We start from the raw sequence: 22,232 nt of genomic DNA on the forward strand, positions 1-22,232 counted from the left end.
CGCCCTGTGCCAATGTGGCGGCCTCGATCGAACGCAAGATGATTTCATGGCTGCCACCGTAAAACGCCGATTGTCCCTCCGCGACGTCCTGACCGACGGGCGCATCGCGCTCATGCTGCCCTTGGGGTTTTCTTCGGGCCTGCCTTTCCTGCTGGTCTTCAGCACCCTGTCCACCTGGCTTCGGGAGGCAGGGATCTCGCTGACGGCGATCGGGCTGATGAGTTGGGTGGCGCTGGCCTATTCGCTGAAATTCCTCTGGGCTCCCTTTGTCGACCGCTACGACGTGCCGGTGCTCTCTCGGCTGCTGGGACGCCGCCGTGGCTGGATGGCCCTGTCGCAGCTCGGGGTCGCGGCCGGGCTGATCGGCATGGCCTCCACAAACCCGCAGGCCGGTCTGCCCTTCACCATCATCTTCGCGGTTCTCGTCGCCTTTGCCTCCGCGACCCAGGACGTCGTCATCGACGGATGGCGCATCGATGCAACCACGACAGAACGTCAAGGCATGATGGCCGCAGCTTTGCTGCTCGGCTATCGGCTCGCTCTCATCACGGCCGGCGCGGGAGCGCTGTACATTGCCGAATTCGTCAATTGGCACAGCGCCTATCTCGCCATGGCCGCTCTTATGGGCGTGGGCCTGATCGGCACCATGCTCGCGCCCCGGATCGACGAAGGTCCGGCCCGGCAACACCTTCCCTTCGCTAAGGCCATCGTAGAGCCGCTGGCCGATCTGTTCCGGCGCAAGGGGCTGATGCTGATCCCGATCCTTGCGCTCATCGCCTGCTACCGCATCCCCGATTACGCCGGGGGCATCATGGCCAACCCGCTCTACATCGACCTCGGTTTCAGCAAGGCCGACATCGCCAACGTGTCGAAGCTTTACGGCGTTTGGATCGGCATCATCGGGGCCTTCGCGGGCGGCTTGGCACTCACACGCATCGGCCTGTGGTGGACCGTGCTCATCGGCGCGGTGATTGCCGCCGGGTCGAACCTGATGTTCTCATGGCTGGCTTCCGGCAACGCAACGCTTTGGAACCTGACGCTCTCCATCAGCGTCGACAACTTCGCCGGCGGCTTCGCGGGCGCAGCGCTCGTCGCCTACATGTCAGGGCTGACCTCCCCCGGCTTTGCCGCCACGCAATACGCACTCCTGAGTTCGCTTTATGCCTTGCCGGGCAAGCTCATCGGCGGCGCATCAGGCGCAGTGGTGGAGGCTTACGGCTATCCCGTTCTCTTCACCGGCACGGCCGCCATCGCCATCCCGCTGGTGATCCTGTGCCTCGTCGTGCGGCAGGACACTATGAAGACGGTGACCGAGAAGAACGAAAAGATCGAGGATGCTGCGCCCGTCGTCGGCGCCGGGTCGAGGGCATGAGCTCAAGCAATCATCCCGGGGCTGCGCAGCAGAACCCGGGATCGTACGACAAGGGGTGTGCCTCATCCTGCTTGCGATCCCGGATCTTCGCTGCGCTCCGTCCGGGATGACGCGAATGTCTGGCCTCAAACCCACCCGCCGTCCACAAGATAGGTCTGCGCCGACATGGCGCTGGAATCGTCTGCTCCTAAGAACAGCGTGAAGTTGGCGATGTCCTGCGGCACGAGCTTGCGCTTCACGCATTGGCGCTTGAGCAGTTCCTTCTCGCCCTCCGGCGTGAGCCACAGGTCGATCTGGCGCTGGGTCATGATCCAGCCCGGCACCACGCAGTTGACGCGGATGTTCCTGTCGCCGAGTTCCCGCGCCAGCGCGCGGGTGAGGCCGACCACGGCGGATTTCGCGGTCTTGTAGGCCGCAAAGGAATCGTCGCTCACCATGTAGCTCGTGGAGCCCATGTTGATGATCGACCCGCCGCCCGCCTTCTCCATATCCGGCAGAACCGCCTGGGCCGCGAAGAACTGGTGGTCGAGATTGGTGGCGAAGCGCTCGCGCCAGTATTCCGGCGTCACCTGATCGATGGTGTGGCGGTCGTCGCGCGCCGCATTGTTGACGAGGATCGTGATCGGCCCGATGGCATCGCTGGCGCGCCGGATCGCCGCCTGGAGCGCCGGGATGTCGCGCACGTCGTTGTGCTCGAAATGCACGCGCTCGCCGAGCTCCTTGGCCAGAGCCTGTCCGGCCTCGGCATTGTAGTCGAGGATGGCGACCTTGCTCCCCTGAGCATGGAACGAACGCGCGATGCTCTCGCCGATGCCGCTGGCGCCTCCGGTGATGAGAACGGACTTGCCTTTGAGGGAGCCGTAGACGGTCTGGGTCATGAATCTTCTCACATCGTTCCAGTAAAACTGCAGTCATCCCGGGGTTGCGCAGCAGAACCCGGGATGGGGCGAGAATAGCGCCTTATCAGGCACCCGATCCCGGATCGGCTCACGCCGTCCGGGATGACGCTCACTGTTAGCTAGCCCCCGGCCCCGGCGTGGCGCCCGGCGGGCATTTCCCGAGGATGATCATGCCGAGCACCTCGTCCTGCGTGACGTCCTGCACGTTGGCAGAGCCGACGAGCTTGCCGTTCTTCATCACGCTCACCCGGTCGGCGAGGCCGAACACGTCGTGGATGTCGTGGCTGATGAGGAAGATGCCGATGCCCTCCTTCTTCAGCTGCAGCACGAGATCGGCGACCTGCTGGGTCTCGGCGGGGCCGAGCGCCGCGGTGGGCTCGTCCATGATGAGCACGCGGGCGTTGAAGTAGATCGCGCGCGCGATCGCCACCGACTGACGCTGACCGCCGGAGAGCGCTTTCACGGGTTCCTTGAACCGCCGGAAATGCGGATTGAGCCGCGCCATGACCTTGCGTGTTTCCGACTCCATCGTTGCGTCGTCGAGGGTGCCGTAGGGGGTCAGCACCTCGCGGCCGAGGAAGATGTTGCCCGCAGCGTCGATGTTGTCGGCAAGCGCGAGCGTCTGGTAGATCGTCTCGATGCCGTAGCGCTTGGCGTCGCGGGGCGAGGCGATGTCGGCCTTCTCGCCGTTCACGTAGATCTCGCCCGCATCCGGCCTGTAGGCTCCGGAGAGGATCTTGATCAGCGTCGACTTGCCGGCGCCGTTGTGGCCGAGCAGCCCGACCACCTCGCCGGGGCGGAGATCGACCGACACGCCGTCCACGGCCTTGATGCCGCCGAAGGCGATGGAGATATTGCGCATCTCGACGAGAGGCGTCGTTCCGTTGGTTGGCATGATGCCTCTCCCTACTTGATGCGACGGCGATAGAGGCTGTCGACCCACACCGCCAGGACGAGCACCGCGCCGACGACGATGTTCTGCAGCGGCGTGTCGACTCCCAGCAGCACCATGCCCGATTGCAGCGACTGCATCACGAGGGCGCCGAGCATCGCGCCGGCGATGGTGCCGACGCCGCCGGCGAGCGAGGTGCCGCCGATCACCGCCGAGGCGATCACGTAGAGCTCGTCGAGGGTGCCGGCCGCGTTGGTGGCCGCATTCAGGCGCGCCGTCGAGATGCAGGCCGAGATGCCGCAGAGCAGGCCCATGAGGCCAAACACCTTCATCAACGTCCAGCGGGTGTTGATGCCCGACAGCTCCGCCGCCTCCGGATTGCCGCCGATGGCGAACACGTAGCGGCCGAAGCGCCGGCGCGTGGCGATGAAGGTCATGACCAGGCCGACCAGCACGGCGATCAGAACGGGAAGCGCGATGCCGTGCGGGATGAACAGGCCTCCCTCGGGCCAGGCAATGCCGTTGGCCTCGGCCCAGCGGCGGGCCGAGCCGGCCGGCAGCGGATAGGCGTTGGCGATCGCCGCGGCCGCGAGCACCGCACCGCAGGCAACGGCCGCGATCACCGCATCGGCCCAGCCGGGGCGCACCGGGAATCCGAAGCGCAGGCGCCGGCGGCGCGCGAAGCCGAGAGCCACGACGATCAGGCCGCAGGCCACCGCCGCGATGACCCAGGTGGCGGTGGCCCCGAGCGCGCCTTCGAAGCCGCCGCCGAAGGCCTTGAAGCGCGTATCCATCGGCGCGACGGTCTGGCCGGTGGTGACCCACCAGGCCGCGCCGCGCCACACCAGCAGGCCGCCGAGGGTGACGATGAAGGAGGGAATGCCGAGATAGGCGATGAGCCAGCCCTGGAACAGGCCGATGGCGGCGCCCACGATCATGGCGAGCAGCACGGCGACCGGCGCGGTCAGCGGGTGCTCGAGCCCGAGATAGGCCGGCAGCCACTGCACCTGCGCGACGCCGATGATCATCCCGGTGACGCCGAGGATCGCGCCCACCGACAGGTCGATGTTGCGCGTGACGATCACGAGCACCATGCCGGTGGCCATGATCGCCACGGAGGCGGTCTGGACCGACAGGTTCCAGAGGTTGCGCGGGGTGAGAAACACGCCGCCCGAGAGGAGGTCGAAGCCGATCCAGATGACGGCGAGCGCCGCCAGCATGCCGAGCATGCGGACATCGATCTCGAGCTTCGACAGGAGCGAGCCCGACGCGGCGCTCGGTGGCGGGGCGGCGGTGGCAACGGGTGCGGTCATGACGTCACGCTCAAGAAGCGGATGGAGGATTTCAGTAAAAGATCGCCATCCCCGACGGCACGATGCCGTCGGGGATGAACAAGCAGCAGTCTGCAATCAGTTGCAGGCCTTCACCGTGCCGGCCTTCACGCCCTGGCAGACGACCTCCTTCGAGGCCCAGCCCGCGTCGATGACCACGTTGAGGTTGTCCTTCGTGATCGCCACCGGCCGCAGGAAGAGAGCCGTCATGTTCTGCTTCTTCGGACCCTGGTTCCAGGTCGTCGCGCCCTGGATCTCGCTGAGCTTCTTGCCGCCGGCGAGCTGGACCGCGATTTCCGCCGCGTTGCGGCCGAGTTCGCGGGCGTCCTTGAAGACGGTGACCGTCTGCGTGCCGAGCGCCACGCGGTTGAGCGCCGCCTTGTCGGCGTCCTGGCCGGAAACCGGCACGGTGCCGGCGAGGCCCTGGGCGGCGAGGGCTGCGATCGCGCCGCCTGCGGTGCCGTCATTGGCGGCCACGACCGCATCGACCTTGTTGTTGTTCTTGGTCAGGAACTGCTCCATGTTCCGCTGCGCATTGGCGGGGAGCCAGCCGTCCGTATAGGCTTCGCCGACATTCTTGATCTTGCCGGAGTCGATGGCGGGCTTGAGCACTTCCATCGCGCCCTGGAACAGGAAGTTGGCGTTCGGGTCCGAGCCCGAGCCCTTGATGAACACGTAGTTGCCCTCGGGCTTCAGCTTGAACACCTCGCGGGCCTGCAGGCGCCCGACCTCCACGTTGTCGAAGGTGAGATAGAAGGCCTGCGGGATCTCGATGAGGCGGTCGTAACCCACCACCGCGATGCCCTCGGCGATCGCCTTCTCGACGGCCGGGCGCACCGCGTCCGCATCCTGGGCCAGCACGATCAGCGCCTTGGCGCCGCGGGCGATGAGGCTCTCGATGTCAGTGAGCTGCTTGGCCGGGGAGGACTGGGCGTCGGCGGAGACATAGGTGCCGCCGGCCTTCTCCACGGCAGCCTTGATCGCAGCCTCGTCGGTCTTCCAGCGCTCCTCCTGGAAATTGGACCAGCTGACGCCGATCACCGGGCCCTTGCCCTGGGCAAAGGCGGCGCCGGCGGAGAGCGCCAGGGCGGCAAGGGAGATCAGGGCATGTTTCTTCGAAAGCATCGGTTTCCTCCTGGTGGGCGCCCCTCTGGCGGACGCCATGCTCATGGCAGGGTGGCGGCCCGGAAGGCCCCACGCGCAAGGCTCAAGCTGCCACGCCTTAATTTTTCGAGCGCGGAAATAATTATCGGAGAATTTTACGCCTTCAAGCACCCCTCTCTCATATTTTGGTTGTATATCGCAGGGAGCGGGATTTGTTTTATTCATCCTGTGAATAAATTACGAGCATGACCACGCTTCCGCTCTCCTCCCGCGAAACAGCCCGCCGGCGCCTGCTCGATGCCCTGCGCCGGGAGGGTCCCCTCGCGCGGGTGGAGATCGGGCAGCATCTCGGCATGAGCCCGGCCTCCGTCTCCGAACTCACCGCGAGCCTGCTCGACGAGGGCATCCTGGTGACGGAGGAGACGTCCGACCCCACCGGAGGGCTGATCCGCGGCCGGCCCAAGACGCGCCTGTTCTTCGCCGAGAGCCTGGGCTCCGTGATCGGGGTCTGGACCGGCTTCAACCGGATCGAGCTGCGGCTCGTGGACAGCGCCGGGCGCAACCGGGCGAGCCGCCACGTGGAGCGGCCCCTGCGCAATCTCGGCTCCGAGGAGCTCATGGACGTGCTGGCGCAGTGCATCTCCGCTTTCGCCGAGGAGAGCGGCGCCCATAACGTGCGGGCGGTCGGCCTCGCCTGCCAGGGCTATGTGGATACCCGCGACGGCATCGTCGCCTGGAGCCCGGTGCTCGGCGCCCGCGACCTGCCGCTGGCCTCCGGTCTTCGGGAGCGCCTCGGCCAGCCGGTTCTGATGGAGAACGACGCCAGCGCCATGGCCTTCGCCATCGCGCAGCGCAACGCGGACCTGCGCTCCGGCCGCACCGCCTGCCTGATGGTGGGCGACGGCGTGGGCCTCGGCTTCCTCATCCAGGGCGAACTCTACCGCGGCGCGCGTTTCGGCGGTTCCGAATTCGGCCATGTGCGCCTGCGCCGGAGCGGGCCGCAATGCCGCTGCGGCGGCCGCGGCTGCATCGAGGCCTATCTCGCCGACTACGCCCTGCACCGCGACGCGCAGCTCATCGACCACCGCCCCGCCCCCACCCTGCTGCTGCCGGGCGAGGAGGCGATGGAGGCGATCGTCGCCCAGGCCCGGGCGGGCGATCCCGCCCTGCTCAACCTGTTTCAGGCTGCCGGAGAAGTGCTGGGCGATGCGGTCGGCATCCTGATCCAGACGCTCGAGCCCGACCACATCGTGATCTGCGGCCCCGGCACCCGCGCCATGGACCTCCTGCGCCCCTCCTTCGAGGCGGCGCTCGAAGCCCAGACCATCCCTGAGCTGCGCGCGCTCGCCACGATCCAGGTGGTGGAATCCTCCATCGACCTGCTGACGGAGGGCGTGGTGATGCAGGCCCTGCGGGAACTCGATCTCGACCTCGCGCGGCTGAAGGCGGCGTGAACGAAAAGGCCGCCCGGTTCATCACTGGGCGGCCCGATCCTGAATGGTCGCCGTTCCTTAGATCACGAAGAAGTCGTCGAACTTGAGGGTGGTCTTGTTGACGAGGGTGGCGATCTTCACCTGGGCCGTGCGGCCGGTGCCGTCGGCATCGTAGTAGAGGTTGCCGGTCTTCTTGTCGTAGACGATCCGGTCCTCGCGATCCTGGGCGCGGGTGCCGGTTACGAACATGTCGGACTTGAACTTCACCGGTCGCGCCTCCGAGCCCGCCCGCCCCAGCTTGGTGAACACCGCGTTGTCGAGCCAGAAGCTGTCGTCGCGCGCCTTGAAGTCGTAGATCTTGTCCACGTTCGTGCTCTTGTTCGGCCGGGTGTCGAAGATGAAGGTATCCCGGCCGGTGCCGCCATAGAGCTTGTCGTTGCCGGCCTTGCCGTAAATCGTATCGTTGCCGCCGAGACCGCGCAACGTGTTCACGGCCGCGTTGCCCATGAGCACGTTGGCACCGTTCGTACCGGTCAGGTTCAGGGGCAGGCCCTCGGCGACGGTGACCCTCGTCACCGAAGCCGGCAGCAGCGACAGATCGTAGTTCACCGTCAGCACGACCGTGTTGGCGCCGACATCATCGAAGATCCGGTCGCCGGCATTGTCGATCACGTAGGTGTCGTCACCCGCGCCGCCCATCATCGTGTCGGCCCCGACACCGCCGTCGATCCAGTTACCGGCCGCATTGCCAACAATGGTGTTGTTGAGCCCGTTGCCGGTGAGCACGAGCGCGCCGCTGCCGGTGCCTTCGAGAACTTCGACCTCGGCTCCGAGGGTGAAGCTCGCATTGGTGACAACCTTGTCGTTTCCTCCGCCGGCAGCCTCGACCACGGCATCGCCGGCACCGACATGGTAGGTGTCGTCGCCGAGGCCGCCCTGGAAGGTGTTGGCCGCGTCGTTGCCGTAGAAGGTGTCATTGAAGTTGGAGCCGACGGCGTTCTCGATGCTGGAGTAGGTGTCGCCCTCCGCATCGCTGCCGCCACCTTTTCCGGTAGCGAGGTTGACCGTCACGGCGCCTGCGGCACCGGCATAGCTGATCGTGTCGATGCCGGCCCCGCCCCACAGGGCATCGGCCCCCTTGCCGCCGACGAGCAGGTCGTTGCCGCCCAATCCGCTGAGGACGTTGCCGCTGTCGTTTCCGGTGAGAACATCACCGCCGGTGGCCGAGCCGATCAGACCCTCAATGCTGTCGAAGGTATCGCCCGCAGCATCGCCGGCTCCACCTGTCCGCAGATCCACCGCCACACCGGTTGTAGAAGTGGCATAGCTGGCGAGATCGTAGCCGTTGCCCCCCAACAATTTGTCTCCACCAGCACCGCCATCGAGCGTGTCGTCCCCATTCAGGCCGCTGAGCTCATCGTTGCCGCCTCCACCCCGCAGTTCGTTGTGACCGGTATCGCCATCCTCGTTACTGCCGTGAAGAGTGTCATCGTGATTGGAGCCGATCAGACCTCTGATCGTGGCCTCGTCTCCACGTGCGACATAAACATCACCGCGCGCCTCGCCGGTGTTGCTCTGCCTATCGTCGAGATAGGCCTTCACGCCGACTTCGGCAGTGATGTACGACGCAAAGTTGAAGCCTTCGCCGCCATCAAGGGTATCATTGCCCCAGCCGCCGACCAGAGTATCGTTGCCTTCACGACCATAAAGCTGGTTGTGCTGAGTTGCTCTGAGCCTATCGCCATGCAGGCCGACGAGAATGTCATCCCATTGCGTTCCAGCCAGATCGTCGATGCCGATATAGGAATCGCCGGCAGCCTCTCCGGTGTTTTTGGTTACGTCATCAAGGTTGGCGACAACTCCGACGCCGGCGGTTGAGTATTCATATGTAACGCGGTCACGCTCGCTACCGAATACACCAGAGTCCCAGCCGCCATCGAAGTAATCATTCCCGGCACCTCCGTAGAGCGTGTCCGCACCTTCAGCTCCCTGCAACGTGTCGTTACCGCCAAAGCCCTTCAGAAGATCGTTGCCCTGGCCTCCGTAGAAGATGTCATTGCCGATAGCGCCCTCGATGGTGTCGCCGGTGTCCTTGTCCTCCGAGCCGGCGATCACCTCGATGGTAGTATAGGTGTCGCCCTTCGCATCGCCCGTGTTCTTTGACGGATCCCAGAGATAGACCCCGACCCCTACATCTGAATCCCAATAGCTGGCAGTATCCTGGCCGTTGCCGCCGATGAGGCTGTCGGCGCCAACACCGCCGTTGAGATGATCGTTGCCATCGCCGCCCAGGAGCGTGTCGTTGCCGATGCGACCCCGAAGGATATCGCCGCCGAGTTCGGTCCCGACGTAATAATCGTCGTGCCCTAAATCCATGGTCTGCCCGTAGACCGATCCCTCTACAGTGACGGGGGCGGTCCGCGGGTCGAAGATCACTGTCGAGATGGCGGCCCCTACTCCTCCCCCCATGGACGGATCGTGCCAGGCGAGTGCAAGGCGGCCATCCTTCATCTCAGTCAGGGTGGGCGTATATTGCGGACCGAAGCCGTCAACCGCAGCCCTGGCATTGATCGCCGTCGGATAGGTTACGATGCTTCCGGGATTGCTAGGCGGAAGGCTAGGATCGATGATCTTCAGGAAGATGTCGCCGTTGTCCGTCGGCGACGTCGGAGAACCGACGGCAGAATTATAGAGAACCGCGATACGGCCGCCGGTCAGCGCAACGGTCTGAAAGGCGTCGTCCAGGGCCAGAACCTGCGTATCGATCGTATAGGTGTTTTGATAGACGCCGCTGGCATTATAAACATGCGTCTGGACGGTTCCGCCGTTACGGAAGGTGACACAATATGCGCCCGTCAGCTCGCCTTGCGCGTTCTTGAGGGCGACCACTTCGGCATCGCTGCCACCATTCCCGATAGGGGTGCCGTTTTCTGGAACCTGCTGGCCCAGAGTTATGAGCTTGGTGTAAACCGTACCACTGGCAGCGTAACTTACGAGGAACTTGCCGCCGCCGAGCTCCGCCACATCGACGTTGTCGACCCCGGCTAAGTTCGGCACGACATCGTATACCCCTCCCTGGACCGCTTCGCCGCGGTTGTTCTGAACGACGAGCTTGACGCTGCTGGCCCCGCTTTGGAACACGGTGACGTAGCCGTCATTGCCGTTTCGCGCCATCGCCGGCGCATCCCCGTTATCGATGCTGATGTTGGAGACGAGAGGCGGATTGGCAGGCGTGATGGGATTGCCCTTGATGTCGAAGACCCGGGTGCTGAAGCTGAAGGAAGACGCGTCGCCACGCACGGAGGAGTTCCACGCGATCGCAAAGGTGCCGTCGACCGGGTTGACCTCGATGTCGGCGATGTTGTGCAGCCGGGTGTCCTCGACCAGGAGCTTCGGCGTTTCAAAAGCCTTCCGGCCTGCACCGTCATAGATCTGGAAGTAGATCTTTTCGTTGTTCCGCCAAGCGACCACATAGCCGCCGTTCGGAAGAGACGCGACTGTCTCGCGGTCCAGCCCCGATCCAGTGACGACTTCACTTTCGGTGTTCCAGAATTTGAAGGTCATATTTCGTCTCCCGCAGAACCCGCATTTTTTCGAGTTCGTTCAGCAACAGAATCACGCCAGGCGCGGCTTGGCTGCCCTGGTAAATGATCCAACGTTATGTTGCAAGAATATAGCGTTTAAAGCTTAAGCGGAGGTGCGCTGCCGCACATGATGGCCATCATGCTATGATTTCGCAATATTTCCCTTAGGTTAGACGCCAAATGGAAGACGAGTATCGGGCTTAGGCCGAAGCCCAGGTGAGGTGAAATGTAGCGGGACAGTGAGCCGGGCCGGGACTGGCGCCGCCCCATAGCCATCCGCCCCCGGAGCCGCTATTTCTTCCCTGGATAGCTCACCAGCCCCCGAGACCCGATGCCCTCCTCCCGCCCCGTCCAAGCCGGCGATCACGTGTTCCTCGTCGACGGCTCGTCCTTCATCTTCCGGGCCTACTTCCAGTCCATGAACCAGGACCAGAAGTACAATTCCCGCTCGTCGGACGGGATGCCCACGGGGGCCGTGCGGCTCTTCGTGTCCAAGCTCCTGCAGTTCATGCGCGACGGGGCGGCGGGCTTGAAGCCCACGCATCTGGCCATCGTGCTCGACAAGTCCGAGGGCTCGTTCCGCAAGGAGCTCTACGAGGATTACAAGGGCCACCGGCCGGACGCGCCCGACGACCTGAAGGTGCAGATGCCGATCATGCGCGAGGCGATCCGCGCCTTCGGGCTCGAGCCGGTGGAGCTGCAGCGCTACGAGGCGGACGACCTGATCGCCACCTATACCCAGCAGGCGAAGGAGCGCGGGGCGGACGTGCTCATCATCTCGTCCGACAAGGACCTGATGCAGCTCGTGGGACCGAAGGTGTGCTTCTACGATTTCGAATCGGGCTCCAAGGGCAAGCCCGGCTACCGGCCCGAGCGCAACCTGGACGAGGCCGCCGTCACGGAGAAGTGGGAGGGCATTCCGCCGGAAAAGATCGGCGACGTGCTGGCGCTCATGGGCGACACCTCGGACAACGTGCCGGGGGTGCCGGGGATCGGGCTCAAGACCGCGGCGCAGCTCATCAAGGAATACGGCGACCTCGAAACGCTCCTGGAGCGGGCCGCCGAGATCAAGCAGCCCAAGCGCCGGGAAACCTTGCTCACCCATGCGGAATCGGCGCGGCTGTCGAAGAAGCTCGTGACCCTCGACTGCGAGGCGCCCGTGCCGGTGCCCCTCGACGAGCTGCGCGTGCCGGATCCCGACCCGAAGACGCTGATCGGCTTTCTGAAGGCCATGGAGTTCAACACGCTCACCCGCCGCGTGGCGGAGCTCTACGAGGCCGACCCCTCCGCGATCCCGCCCGACCCGCGCCTGATGCCCGGCGGCGAGGCGATCCGCTGGACCGGCAACGGCACCGGCGTGACGGCGCCCACGGACGATGCGGTGCCGTTCTTCGACAAGGCCGACGCCGCCTGGGGCGAGGTCGATCCCTTCGCCGGCCTCGACCTGCCGGAGACCGCCTCCCTGCGCAAGCCCGTGGAGGGGATCGGCACGCCCTCGCAGCTCGCGGGCAAGCGGGCGACCGAGGCCTCGTCCATTCCCATCGACGTGACGTCTTACGAGACCGTCACGAGCCTGGAGCGCCTGAAGGAATGGGTGGCCCAGGCCCGCGAGCAGGGCTATGTGGCCGTCGATACCGAGACGAGCGACCTCGACGCCAACCGCGCCGATCTCGTGGGCTTCTCGCTCGCGCTGGCGCCGGGAAGAGCCTGCTATGTGCCGCTGCAGCACAAGGACGAATCCGACCTCTTCGGCGGCGGGCTCGTGAAGGGGCAGATCCCCCTCGACGATGCGCTCGATGCGATCCGTCCGCTGCTGGAGGATCCTTCCGTCCTCAAGATCGGGCAGAACCTGAAATACGACTGGATCGTGCTCAAGCGCTATCGGATCGAGGTCAAGCCCTACGACGACACGATGCTGATCTCCTACGTGCTCGATGCCGGAAAAGGCTCGCACGGGATGGACGAGCTCTCGCGCCGGCATCTCGGCCACTCGCCGATCTCCTTCTCGGATGTGGCCGGCACGGGCCGGAACAAGGTGACCTTCGACAAGGTGGAGATCTCGAAGGCCACCGCCTACGCGGCGGAGGATGCGGACGTCACCTTGCGCCTGTGGCAGGTGCTCAAGCCCCGCCTCGTCGCCGAGCGCCGCGCCACCGTCTACGAGACGCTGGAGCGCCCGATGGTCGACGTGCTCGCGCGCATGGAGATGCGCGGGATTCTCGTCGACCGGCAGATCCTGAGCCGCCTCTCGGGCGATTTCGCCCAGACCCTGGCGCGCCTCGAGGACGAGATCCACGAGATGGCGGGCGAAAAGTTTTCGCTCGGCTCGCCGAAGCAGATCGGCGACATCCTGTTCGGCCGGATGGGCCTGCCCGGCGCGAAGAAGACGCCCTCCGGCCAATGGGCCACACCCGCGACTCTGCTCGACGAGCTGGCGCAGGCCGGCCACGAGCTTCCGGCGAAAATTCTCGAATGGCGCCAGCTTTCCAAGCTGAAATCCACCTATACCGACACGCTGCAGGAGCACATGCATCCCGAGACCAAGCGGGTGCACACCTCGTTCTCGCTGGCCTCGACCACGACGGGGCGCCTGTCCTCGTCAGACCCCAACCTGCAGAACATCCCGATCCGCACGGAGGCCGGCCGCAAGATCCGCAAGGCCTTCGTGGCGCAGGAAGGCTACAAGATCGTCTCGGCCGACTACAGCCAGATCGAGCTGCGGCTGCTCGCGCACATCGCCGACATCCCGCAGCTGCAGGAGGCGTTCGCGAACGGCGTCGACATTCACGCGGCGACCGCCTCCGCCATGTTCGGCGTCCCCCTCGACCAGATGACGCCCGATCTGCGCCGCCAGGCCAAGACCATCAATTTCGGCATCATCTACGGCATCTCCGCCTTCGGCCTCGCCACGCGGCTGGGCATCGGCAACCAGGAGGCCTCCGCCTTCATCAAGCAGTATTTCGAGCGGTTCCCGGGCATCCGCACCTATATCGACGAGACGAAGCGGGCCTGCCGCGACAAGGGCTACGTGACCACGCTCTTCGGGCGCGTCTGCCACTATCCGCAGATCCGCTCGAGCAACCCCTCCGAGCGCGCGGGCGTGGAGCGCCAGGCCATCAACGCGCCGATCCAGGGCACCGCCGCCGACATTATCCGCCGGGCCATGATCCGCATGGAGGATGCCCTGAAAGCCGAGCGGCTCTCCGCCCAGATGCTGCTGCAGGTGCACGACGAGCTGGTGTTCGAGGTCCCGGACGACGAGGTCGAGGCCAGCCTGCCGGTGATCTCCCGCGTCATGACGGAAGCCCCCTTCCCGGCGGTGTCGCTCAAAGTTCCGCTCGCCGTGGAAGCGCGCGCGGCGCAGAACTGGGACGAGGCGCATTAGAGCCCGTCATGGCAAGGTTCGATCTCAGCATCCGAAAGGCTGTCATCGATGATGCCGAAACCATCTTCAGCTTCGTAGCCGGCCTGATCGACGATCACCTGCCCGGTCAGACGCCCTGGACTTCCGCCGAGCGCATCAAGGCGGACGGCTTCGGTCCCGATCCTTTGTTCGAAGCCTTCATGGCGGAGCGCAATGCTCAACCCGTTGGCTTCGTGTCGTTCTTCCGCGGCTATGCCGGATGGCGCGGCAAGCCCATGGGGATCGCGCACGCCCTCTATGTTCTGCCCCAGGAACGCCGCACGGGCGCGGCGCGGGCGCTGATGGCGTCTGTCGCCAAAACCGCCCTGGAGCGCGGCTGGATCCGGGTGGAGCTCTTCGTGGAGGAGGAGCGTCCTGCCATCCGCTTCTATGAGGCCGTCGGCCTACGCGACCTCCATCACCGGCACATGAGGTTGGAGGGAGACGCTCTTCAGCGTTTGGCGTCCGAGGCCTGATAGGACGCCTGGGATCGCCTCAGCGAACCTGAGGCAGCATTCTCCCCAGTGTCCCGTCGCGTTTGATCCAGTGATGATAGAGCGCACCGAGCACGTGCAGGATCAGCAGGCCGACGAGAAGGCGCGCCATGAGCCCGTGTGCAAGGCGTGGCGGAAGATCGGACAAGTCCGCCGGTATGAGAGAGGCATCGCCGGTCAAGAGCGCCGCGCTCAATCCGCTCGTCGCCACGAGGCCGATGCCGCTGAGGGCAAGGACCAGAACGATGCCATAAAGCCCGGCATGCACGGTTTTGGCGAGCAGGCGCTGGAGCGCGGAGGCGCCCCTTGAGGCTTTCGGTTTCCGGTCGAAGACGACCCACCATACGAGACGCATGAGGGTCAGAAGGCCGGTGAGGCCGCCAGCCATGGCATGAGCACGGTAGAGCCCGAGGCGCACGTCTCCTGTGGCGCCCTGCATGGCAAAACCCATGGGTATGAGCGCCAGGATCAACCCTGCGCTCAGCCAATGCAGCGTCAGCGGGATGCTGCCGTAGCGATCGGCGGTGCTTTTCATCGACATGGTGTGTCTCCTTGGTTACGGGAGTGGGCCGAGCGCCGGCTCGGCTTTGTAGATCCGGCGAAAGCCCATCTGATTGAGAGAGGCGGCCGCGGCCCTGAACTCGGGCGAGGCGAGCGCAGCCGCGAGGGATTGCGCATTCTCCCACACGGCATGATTGACCCAGAGCGTCGACCCTCCGACCGGTCGATGGAGAGCGGATGAAACGAAGCCGGGCTTGCGCCGCAGGATCTCGGCCACCCGCGACCAGTCGCGCTTGAAGGCTTCGGCTTCTTCGGCCGTCACCTGGAAGGTGTTGATCAGCGCGATGCGCCCCTCCGGCGCGGAACGCAGCTGTTCCACGAAGCTCGTCCCGTCGCTCCTGGTTGCGTCGGAGAGGATCAGAGGCTCCTGGGCGCGTGAAGAGGCGGAAAAGCCGGCGGCTGCCAGCAATGTCATCAGCATGGTACGGATCGGGCGCATGGGAATCTCCTTTTAGATAGCATGCTATATATACTTGTATAGCGTGCTATGCAAGTTAGAAATGGCCCTTTCTGATGCAGGGCGGCTTCGATGAGCTTCGACAGGAACAGTTCGGCTGGCTACGTGGTCAACCACATGGCGCGGCTTTTCGCCGAGGCGCTGACGCGACGCATCCAGCCGCTCGGCCTTGGCACAGGTCAGTTTCCGATCCTGCTCCAGTTGTGGAGCGAGGAGGGGCTGACCCAGAAGCAGCTGGTCGAGCGCCTCGACCTGGAGCAGGCCACTGTCGCCAACACCCTCAACCGGATGGAGCGGGACGGGCTGATCGTCCGCAAGCCCCACCCGGTGGACGGGCGCTCGCAATGCATTCATCTGACCCGCAAGGCACGCGCCCTGGAGAAGCCGGCCACGGAAGCCGCCATGGCCGTCAACAGAATCGCCTTGAAAACCCTCTCGGCTTCGGATGAGAAGCGGTTTTTCGAGACGATGGCGCAGGTGATCGGCGCTCTTCAATCCGATCTCAAGACCTGACGGGCGGAATTTTTCGGACTGGCCGGTCGCCGTTTGTCCTCTAGCTTTGACCCGGCATTTCATGGGCAGCGGAGGATCATCCCATGGCCTACGAGCTCTACTACTGGCCGACGATCCAGGGACGCGGCGAGTTCGTACGGTTGGCGCTCGAGGAGGCTGGCGCGGACTACATCGACGCGGCACGGGAATCGGAAGGCGTCGCCGTCATGATGCGGATGATGCAGCATGCGGAGCATCCGCCCTTCGCGCCGCCCTTCCTGAAGGACGGCGACACCATCGTCGGCCAGACTGCGGCGATCCTGCTCTATCTCGGCGCCCGGCACGGGCTCGCGCCGAAGGATCCGGCCGGAGGCTTGTGGACGCACCAGATCCAGCTCACGATCAGCGACTTCGTGGCGGAGGCCCACGACACCCATCATCCGGTTGGCGTCGGCCTTTACTATGAGGACCAGAAGACGGAGGCGCTGCGGCGGGCGGCGGAGTTTCGCGACAACCGCATTCCCAAATTTTTCCATTGGTTCGAGACGATCCTCGCCCGCAACCCGTCGGGCAACGGGCACCTCGTCGGCAAGACGCTCACCTACGTGGATCTGTCCCTCTTCCAGGTGGTCGAGGGCCTCTCCTATGCCTTTCCCAAGGCCACGGCCCGTGCCCTGAAGAGGGCGCCGCTCGTGACGGCCTTGCATTCTGCCGTAACGGAAAGACACCGCATCAAGGCCTATCTCGAGAGTCCCCGGCGCATTCCCTTCAACGAGGAGGGAATCTTCCGCCGCTATCCCGAACTGGACGGCTGAGCGGTCGCCAGGGAGACTCGCGGGCTCTGAATTTGTGAAGGGGCCCCTTCCCTAACTGCAGGCAAGAGTTATATTGTAACTCCAACGTCACCGGGGCTTTGCCTTGTTGGGACATCGGGTGCCATCGCAGCTTCGCTCTGAAGCCCTCCTGCGCAGCGGGGTTTGCCCGTGAAGCGGAAAGTGGCTGCCATACTCGCTGCCGATATCGTCGGGTATTCCCGGCTCATGGCGGAGGACGAGGACGGGACGCTCCGCCAACTCGCAGCCTACCGCAACGTCCTGGACGATTTCGTCGTCCATCATCGCGGGCGCGTCTTCAACACGGCCGGCGACTCGATCATGTGCGAGTTCGACAGCGCCGTGGAGACCACCCGCGCTGCCATTGAGATCCAGGACTACATGAGGGCGCAGAACCTTGCCTCGCCGGACGGAACACGGCTGCAGTTCCGCATCGGGATCTCGGTGGGCGAGGTGGTCGAGCGCCAGGACGACCTTCTGGGGATGGCCGTCAACATCGCGGCGCGTCTGGAGGCCCTGGCGCCTCCAGGGGGGATCTGCCTGTCGCGCGCCGTGCACGAGGCCGTCGCCAGCCAGATCGCCGTTCCTTTCGAGGATATCGGCGAACGGCAGGTGAAGAACATCCCCTTCCCGGTCCACGCCTACACCCTTGCCGGCCCGGATGAAGGCGCCCCGGAGCCGCAGCGCTCCGGCAGGCGGTTTTCATCGCATCTCACGCTGGCCCTCGCAGGCGCTGGCCTGATCGTTCTCACGGGCGTGGCAGGCCTTGTCCTGCAGGGCCGGCTGCCGGAGCCGACGGAGCCGACGGCGGCTTTCGGCCCTGCGCCGCCGGTTCGTCAAGCGGCTCAGCCTCTCCTGCTGCCGGCCGATCCGATCGAGGTGTTCTCGCGGCTCGTGCAGAGAGGCGGCCAGGTCGAGGATCCGACCTCCGCTCCGGGCCTCTATCACAACGCCCTTCTCTTCGAGGCGAAGGGCGAGTCGATCGGCGCGCACCGGGCCTATTACGCCCTGGCCCGGATGGGACTGGAATTCATCGATCCCCACCTGCGCTATGCGGCCCTGGTGCGGGCGCATGAGGGGCGGTTCATCGCGCGCCAGGTCTATGCCGAGTTGAACGAGGACGTCCCCACCCGTGCCACGGCCCTGATCCATGCCCTGCAATTCGACGGAGCGGAGCGGACGGCGAAGCTCAACGCCCTGATCGAGAAGCATCCGGACTACGCGCCGGCCTATTACCTGCTGGCGGAGGAGCATTCCGAGGAGCGGACGGGCCGCCTGCAGACCGCCGAGGATCGCCGGATCGAGCGTGCAGCCCTCGGCGAGTTCCTGAGAGCGCATCAGGACGGACGCCTGGCGCAGTTCTTCCTGGATCAGGCGGTTGCAGCCGAGTGGGTCGACCGGGCACACAAACGCCATGCACGGCTCGAGGTGTCGGCCGGGAGCGTCTGGGCTCCGCCGGCCGCTGACTTCGAACCGTAGCTTAGCCGGCGCGCACGATAGGTTAAATCCTGATCCCTGGGGATCGCGCTCCCGCATCGACTCTTCACCCTGCGAGGGGTTGCCTATGAGTGATCAGGCGAGAGGAGCGTTGCCATCCGCCTCTGGCGCGACCGTGCGCAGCTACGCGAGGGGGAGCGAAACGAGGCGCAGCACCGCCTTCGCGTTGCTGAGGCGACGTTTGCAACCCTGCTTGCGGAAAACGAGCGGCTCGAGGCCGAGAATGCGGGCCTGCTTGCCCTTCATGCACCGGACGAGAGCGCCGCGCAGGGTGAGACTGAACTGCCGATGGAAGCCCTGAAAGTACGCTCCGGTCCCTGATTGATCTCCCAGCCGTCGACCCGGTTCAACCCCTGAGCCCATCAGGCCGCCACGCGGCCCATGGCCTCGTTCAGGCACTCCACCGAGACCCGGCCGCCCTGCGCAACGAGGCTGCAGCCTTTCGGCACCTCAAGCCAGCCCTTCGTCTTGTCGTCGATCGGTTCGGAGACGACGAGCAGGTTGCCGCCATCCTCTCGGAAATAGAGGGTCGGCGGCTTGGCATCGCAGGCCCATCGGTAGGCCCACAGGCTCTCGCCGTCCGTGAAGGCGGCCGTGAAGCGCAGGGGCTCCTGGATCGCGGCCTCGTCCATCAGCCGGCGCACGGCCTTCAGGGTGCGCGCCATGGCCGTCACGGGCTCGTCGGCCAAGCCGTTGGCGAGCGCCACGAGGAAGATCGCCTCCGAATCCGTGGTGCCGAGGCGCCGGTCGTAGAGCTCGTCCGGGATCAGGGCCTCCAGCCGCCGCTTGATGCGCCCATAGCCGCCGATCTGGCCGTTGTGCATGAACAGGTAGCGTCCATGGGTGAAGGGGTGGCAGTTCGCCCGCGTGGTCGAGGTGCCGGTGGAGGCGCGAACATGGGCGAAGAAGAGGCGGGAGCGCACCTGCTCGCACAGGCTGCGCAGGTTCTCGTCGGACCAGGCGGGACGGACCTCCCGATAGACGCCGGGCTCCGGGCGCTCCCCATACCAGCCGATGCCGAAGCCGTCGCCGTTCGTCCCGGTCTTCGCCTCGACCGCGTGCAGCGATTGGTGCACCAGCGAATGAGCCGGGGCGCAGACGAGTTCATCGAGGAAGATCGGCTCTCCCCGGTAGGCGAGAAAGCGGCACATCGGCTCCAGCAACCCTCAAGCAGAGCAGGACTTTGTAATGATGTTGTACTATCTTTGACTTATGGTGAATAGCCGGTTAACGGCCACGCCGTTGCAGCCTCGGGTCCCTTCCCATAAAAGCTGTCTCCTCATCATCGAAGAACGAACCGGCCGGACCGGCCTCTGGGATCCATACGATGCTTCGCCTTCCGAGCTTGGCGCTGGGCGCCGCCCTGACCCTCCTGCCCCAGGCAGCCTTCGCAGCGGAATTCGATGGGGGGCGCCTCGGCTTCGTCTGGGCCCTGCCCTTCATCGGGATCCTTCTCTCCATCGCCCTGTTCCCGCTGCTGGCGCCCCATTTCTGGGAGCATCACCAGGGCAAGATCGCGGCCGTCTGGGGGCTGCTGGTCCTGGTCCCCATGGCGCTTGCCTTCGGGCCGGCCACGGCGATCCACGCTCTCGCCCACACGGCCCTGCTGGAATACATCCCGTTCATCCTGCTCCTGCTGGCCCTGTTCACGGTGGCGGGCGGCATCCTCGTGCGCGGCAACATCCATGGCGCGCCGGGCACCAACACGCTCCTGCTCGCCATCGGCACGGTGCTGGCGAGCTTCATCGGCACCACCGGGGCCTCCATGGTGATGATCCGCCCGGTGATGCGCGCCAACGACGACCGGCGGCACAACGTGCACGTGATCGTGTTCTTCATCTTCCTGGTCTCGAACATCGGCGGCTCGCTCACGCCGCTCGGCGACCCGCCCCTCTTCCTCGGCTTCCTCCGCGGCGTGGATTTCTTCTGGACGACCACGCACCTGCTGCCCGAGATGCTGTTCGCCTCCGGCCTCCTGCTCGCCCTGTTCTTCGTGATCGATCTGGTGATCTACAGGAAGGAAGGACGCATGCGCCCGGACCCGACGCCGGACAACCCGGTGCGCGTGGTGGGCGGCTTCAACTTCCTTTTGATCTTCATCATCATCGCGGCGATCCTCATGAGCGCCACGGTGGATCTTGGGCGCGTCACGGTGCTCGGCACCCAGATCGAACTCGCCAACGCCCTTCGCGACCTCATCATGATCGCCGTCACGATCATCTCGCTCAAGGTCACGCCGAAGGCCAACCGTGCCGAGAACGGCTTCTCCTGGGGGCCGATCAAGGAGGTGGCGAAGCTCTTTGCCGGCATCTTCATCGCCATCATCCCGGTGCTCGCCATGCTGCGGGCCGGGGCGAACGGCGCCTTCGCGCCCCTCGTCGCCCTCGTGACGAACCCCGACGGCAGCGCCAACAACGCCGCCTATTTCTGGCTCTCCGGCGGGCTCTCCTCGTTTCTCGACAACGCGCCGACCTATCTCGTCTTCTTCGAGCTTGCCGGGGGCAATCCGCAGCAGCTCATGACCACGGGCGCGCTGACCCTCGCGGCGATCTCGGCCGGCGCCGTGTTCATGGGCGCCAACTCCTATATCGGCAATGCGCCGAACTTCATGGTCTACGCGATCGCCCGCGAGGGCGGCGTGAAGATGCCGAGCTTCTTCGGCTACCTGCTCTGGTCGGGCGCCATCCTGATCCCGACCTTCCTGCTGCTGACCCTGCTGTTCTTCAGGGCTTGAACGAATCCGTCATCCCGGATCGGCTTACGCCGTCCGGGATGACGCTTGTCTTTAGTCGCCCAACCGTTCCGCCACATCCTCGGCCAGCGAGAGACACGAGGTGAGCCCCGGGCTCTCGATGCCGAAGAGATGGACGAGCCCGGGCAGCCCATGCTCCGCCGGCCCGTCGATCATGAAGTCGGCGGCCTTCTCGCCTGGCCCGGTGAGCTTCGGGCGAATGCCGGAATAGTCGGGCACCAGCGCGCCGTCGGGCAGTCCCGGCCAGTAGCGGCGGATCGAGGCGTAGAAGCTCTCCGCCCGCCGGGGATCGACCTCGTAGTCCTCCCGCTCGATCCACTCCACGTCAGGCCCGAAGCGCATGCGCCCGGCGAGATCCAGCGTCACATGGGTGCCCAAGCCTCCATCGACGGGGGCGGGATAGATCAGGCGCGAGAAGGCGGGCCGGCCGAGGCAGCCGAAATAGTTGCCCTTGGCGAGCACGAGCGGCGGCACGCGCTCAGGCGGGTAGCCCTCCGTCGCACGGGCCAGCGCCTGGGCGCCGAGGCCCGCCGCGTTGACCACGGCATCCACCGCGATTTCGGTCGGATCCACGCCGCCGATCTGCACGATCCAGCCCTGGCCCTGACGCGCGATGCGCGCGACCGGAGCATGGAAGGCGATCATTCCGCCCGCGTCCTCCAGATCGCCCTGGAGCGCCAGCATCAGCGCATGGCTGTCGACGATCCCCGTCTCCCGCGACAGCACCGCGCCGGTGCAGGAGAGGTTGGGCTCCAGGGCCTGCGCCTGCGCACCCGTGAGGAAGGACAGGCCCTCGACGCCGTTTGCCAGCCCCTGCTCGTAGATGCCCTCGATCTTGGCCTGCTCGAGATCGTTGGTCGCCACGATGAGCTTGCCGCATCTGGCATGCGGAACGCCGTGGCTTTCGCAGAAGGCGTAGAGCAGGCGCCGGCCGTTCACGCAGTGGCGGGCGCGAAGCGAACCGGATGGGTAGTACATCCCGCCATGGATCACCTCGCTGTTGCGCGACGAGATGCCGTTTCCGAGGCCGCGGGTGGCCTCGGCCACGATCGCGCCGTGGCCGCGAAGGCTCAATGCCCGCGCGACGGCAAGCCCCACGACCCCGGCGCCGATGACCAGAACCTCGAT

General features: G+C 65.5%; 17 protein-coding genes. 8 read left to right on the forward strand and 9 right to left on the reverse strand.

The genetic code is table 11. The features are described from left to right. The first annotated feature begins 46 nt into the window (after window positions 1–46). Window positions 47–1,372: an AmpG family muropeptide MFS transporter gene (locus GR303_RS04365; RefSeq protein WP_246205244.1), complete on the forward strand. Its 1,326-nt coding sequence runs from the start codon at window positions 47–49 to the stop codon at window positions 1,370–1,372. A gap of 125 nt (window positions 1,373–1,497) precedes the next feature. Here the strand turns inward: GR303_RS04365 and GR303_RS04370 are convergent, their stop codons facing one another. The 4 genes from GR303_RS04370 to xylF form a co-directional block, all read right to left on the reverse strand. Continuing rightward, window positions 1,498–2,250: an SDR family NAD(P)-dependent oxidoreductase gene (locus GR303_RS04370; protein ID WP_161721224.1), complete on the reverse strand. Its 753-nt coding sequence runs from the start codon at window positions 2,248–2,250 to the stop codon at window positions 1,498–1,500. Window positions 2,251–2,386: 136 nt separating this feature from the next. Beyond that, window positions 2,387–3,166, reverse strand: coding sequence for an ATP-binding cassette domain-containing protein (locus GR303_RS04375; RefSeq protein WP_161721223.1), 780 nt, complete (start codon window positions 3,164–3,166; stop codon window positions 2,387–2,389). Window positions 3,167–3,177: 11 nt separating this feature from the next. Continuing rightward, window positions 3,178–4,476, reverse strand: coding sequence for a sugar ABC transporter permease (locus GR303_RS04380; RefSeq protein ID WP_161721222.1), 1,299 nt, complete (start codon window positions 4,474–4,476; stop codon window positions 3,178–3,180). Between the two features lie 96 nt (window positions 4,477–4,572). Next, a complete protein-coding gene (xylF, locus tag GR303_RS04385; RefSeq protein WP_161721221.1) occupies window positions 4,573–5,619 on the reverse strand; it encodes a D-xylose ABC transporter substrate-binding protein in 1,047 nt (348 codons plus the stop codon). A 224-nt stretch (window positions 5,620–5,843) separates the two neighbouring features. Between xylF and GR303_RS04390 the strand changes: the two genes are divergently transcribed. Then, window positions 5,844–7,052, forward strand: coding sequence for an ROK family protein (locus GR303_RS04390; RefSeq protein ID WP_161721220.1), 1,209 nt, complete (start codon window positions 5,844–5,846; stop codon window positions 7,050–7,052). Between the two features lie 57 nt (window positions 7,053–7,109). Here GR303_RS04390 and GR303_RS04395 read toward each other — a convergent pair whose 3' ends face one another. Then, the gene (locus GR303_RS04395; protein WP_161721219.1) at window positions 7,110–10,595 is read right to left on the reverse strand and encodes a calcium-binding protein; all 3,486 of its coding nucleotides are present in this window, start codon (window positions 10,593–10,595) and stop codon (window positions 7,110–7,112) included. A 351-nt stretch (window positions 10,596–10,946) separates the two neighbouring features. Between GR303_RS04395 and polA the strand changes: the two genes are divergently transcribed. Next, the gene (gene polA, locus GR303_RS04400; protein ID WP_161721218.1) at window positions 10,947–14,000 is read left to right on the forward strand and encodes a DNA polymerase I; all 3,054 of its coding nucleotides are present in this window, start codon (window positions 10,947–10,949) and stop codon (window positions 13,998–14,000) included. A gap of 8 nt (window positions 14,001–14,008) precedes the next feature. After that, window positions 14,009–14,494 (forward strand): GNAT family N-acetyltransferase, encoded by a 486-nt coding sequence (locus GR303_RS04405; RefSeq protein WP_161721217.1) that lies wholly within the window; start codon window positions 14,009–14,011, stop codon window positions 14,492–14,494. Between the two features lie 19 nt (window positions 14,495–14,513). Here the strand turns inward: GR303_RS04405 and GR303_RS04410 are convergent, their stop codons facing one another. Together GR303_RS04410 and GR303_RS04415 are read right to left on the reverse strand one after the other, a co-directional pair. Then, window positions 14,514–15,053 (reverse strand): cytochrome b, encoded by a 540-nt coding sequence (locus GR303_RS04410; protein ID WP_161721216.1) that lies wholly within the window; start codon window positions 15,051–15,053, stop codon window positions 14,514–14,516. Window positions 15,054–15,068: 15 nt separating this feature from the next. Next, window positions 15,069–15,512 (reverse strand): antibiotic biosynthesis monooxygenase family protein, encoded by a 444-nt coding sequence (locus GR303_RS04415; protein ID WP_161721215.1) that lies wholly within the window; start codon window positions 15,510–15,512, stop codon window positions 15,069–15,071. Between the two features lie 90 nt (window positions 15,513–15,602). Here GR303_RS04415 and GR303_RS04420 point away from each other — a divergent pair, with 90 nt between their 5' ends. The 3 genes from GR303_RS04420 (at window position 15,603) to GR303_RS04430 (ending at window position 18,334) form a co-directional block, all read left to right on the forward strand. Further along, complete coding sequence (locus GR303_RS04420) at window positions 15,603–16,043, forward strand: MarR family winged helix-turn-helix transcriptional regulator (protein ID WP_161721214.1); 441 nt, start codon at window positions 15,603–15,605, stop codon at window positions 16,041–16,043. 83 nt (window positions 16,044–16,126) lie between these two features. After that, window positions 16,127–16,837, forward strand: a complete 711-nt coding sequence (locus tag GR303_RS04425) for a glutathione S-transferase (protein WP_161721213.1) — start codon at window positions 16,127–16,129, stop codon at window positions 16,835–16,837. 168 nt (window positions 16,838–17,005) lie between these two features. Further along, window positions 17,006–18,334 carry an adenylate/guanylate cyclase domain-containing protein gene (locus tag GR303_RS04430; protein ID WP_161721212.1) on the forward strand — a complete coding sequence of 443 codons (1,329 nt, stop codon included), beginning with the start codon at window positions 17,006–17,008 and terminating at the stop codon, window positions 18,332–18,334. Window positions 18,335–18,714: 380 nt separating this feature from the next. Here the strand turns inward: GR303_RS04430 and GR303_RS04435 are convergent, their stop codons facing one another. Further along, complete coding sequence (locus GR303_RS04435) at window positions 18,715–19,503, reverse strand: class II glutamine amidotransferase (RefSeq protein WP_161721211.1); 789 nt, start codon at window positions 19,501–19,503, stop codon at window positions 18,715–18,717. A gap of 176 nt (window positions 19,504–19,679) precedes the next feature. On the opposite strand from GR303_RS04435, the gene GR303_RS04440 reads away from it, so the two are divergent. Then, entirely contained in the window at window positions 19,680–21,086 is a 1,407-nt protein-coding gene (locus GR303_RS04440) for a sodium:proton antiporter (RefSeq protein ID WP_161721210.1), read from the forward strand. A 51-nt stretch (window positions 21,087–21,137) separates the two neighbouring features. Here GR303_RS04440 and GR303_RS04445 read toward each other — a convergent pair whose 3' ends face one another. Further along, window positions 21,138–22,232, reverse strand: coding sequence for an FAD-dependent oxidoreductase (locus GR303_RS04445; RefSeq protein ID WP_161721430.1), 1,095 nt, complete (start codon window positions 22,230–22,232; stop codon window positions 21,138–21,140).

Origin of the sequence: Microvirga arsenatis (assembly GCF_009910705.1) — a bacterium.
Classification (GTDB): Bacteria; Pseudomonadota; Alphaproteobacteria; order Rhizobiales; family Beijerinckiaceae; genus Microvirga; species Microvirga arsenatis.

Bases quoted from the DNA above. Each gene is read 5' to 3' on its own strand.
- GR303_RS04370 (WP_161721224.1), bottom strand. From the start codon at position 2,250: ATGACCCAGACCGTCTACGGCTCCCTCAAAGGCAAGTCCGTTCTCATC.
- GR303_RS04440 (WP_161721210.1), top strand. From the start codon at position 19,680: ATGCTTCGCCTTCCGAGCTTGGCGCTGGGCGCCGCCCTGACCCTCCTG.
- xylF (WP_161721221.1), bottom strand. From the start codon at position 5,619: ATGCTTTCGAAGAAACATGCCCTGATCTCCCTTGCCGCCCTGGCGCTC.
- GR303_RS04420 (WP_161721214.1), top strand. From the start codon at position 15,603: ATGAGCTTCGACAGGAACAGTTCGGCTGGCTACGTGGTCAACCACATG.
- GR303_RS04375 (WP_161721223.1), bottom strand. From the start codon at position 3,166: ATGCCAACCAACGGAACGACGCCTCTCGTCGAGATGCGCAATATCTCC.
- GR303_RS04410 (WP_161721216.1), bottom strand. From the start codon at position 15,053: ATGTCGATGAAAAGCACCGCCGATCGCTACGGCAGCATCCCGCTGACG.
- GR303_RS04415 (WP_161721215.1), bottom strand. From the start codon at position 15,512: ATGCGCCCGATCCGTACCATGCTGATGACATTGCTGGCAGCCGCCGGC.
- GR303_RS04405 (WP_161721217.1), top strand. From the start codon at position 14,009: ATGGCAAGGTTCGATCTCAGCATCCGAAAGGCTGTCATCGATGATGCC.
- GR303_RS04390 (WP_161721220.1), top strand. From the start codon at position 5,844: ATGACCACGCTTCCGCTCTCCTCCCGCGAAACAGCCCGCCGGCGCCTG.
- polA (WP_161721218.1), top strand. From the start codon at position 10,947: ATGCCCTCCTCCCGCCCCGTCCAAGCCGGCGATCACGTGTTCCTCGTC.
- GR303_RS04435 (WP_161721211.1), bottom strand. From the start codon at position 19,503: ATGTGCCGCTTTCTCGCCTACCGGGGAGAGCCGATCTTCCTCGATGAA.
- GR303_RS04380 (WP_161721222.1), bottom strand. From the start codon at position 4,476: ATGACCGCACCCGTTGCCACCGCCGCCCCGCCACCGAGCGCCGCGTCG.
- GR303_RS04365 (WP_246205244.1), top strand. From the start codon at position 47: ATGGCTGCCACCGTAAAACGCCGATTGTCCCTCCGCGACGTCCTGACC.
- GR303_RS04425 (WP_161721213.1), top strand. From the start codon at position 16,127: ATGGCCTACGAGCTCTACTACTGGCCGACGATCCAGGGACGCGGCGAG.
- GR303_RS04395 (WP_161721219.1), bottom strand. From the start codon at position 10,595: ATGACCTTCAAATTCTGGAACACCGAAAGTGAAGTCGTCACTGGATCG.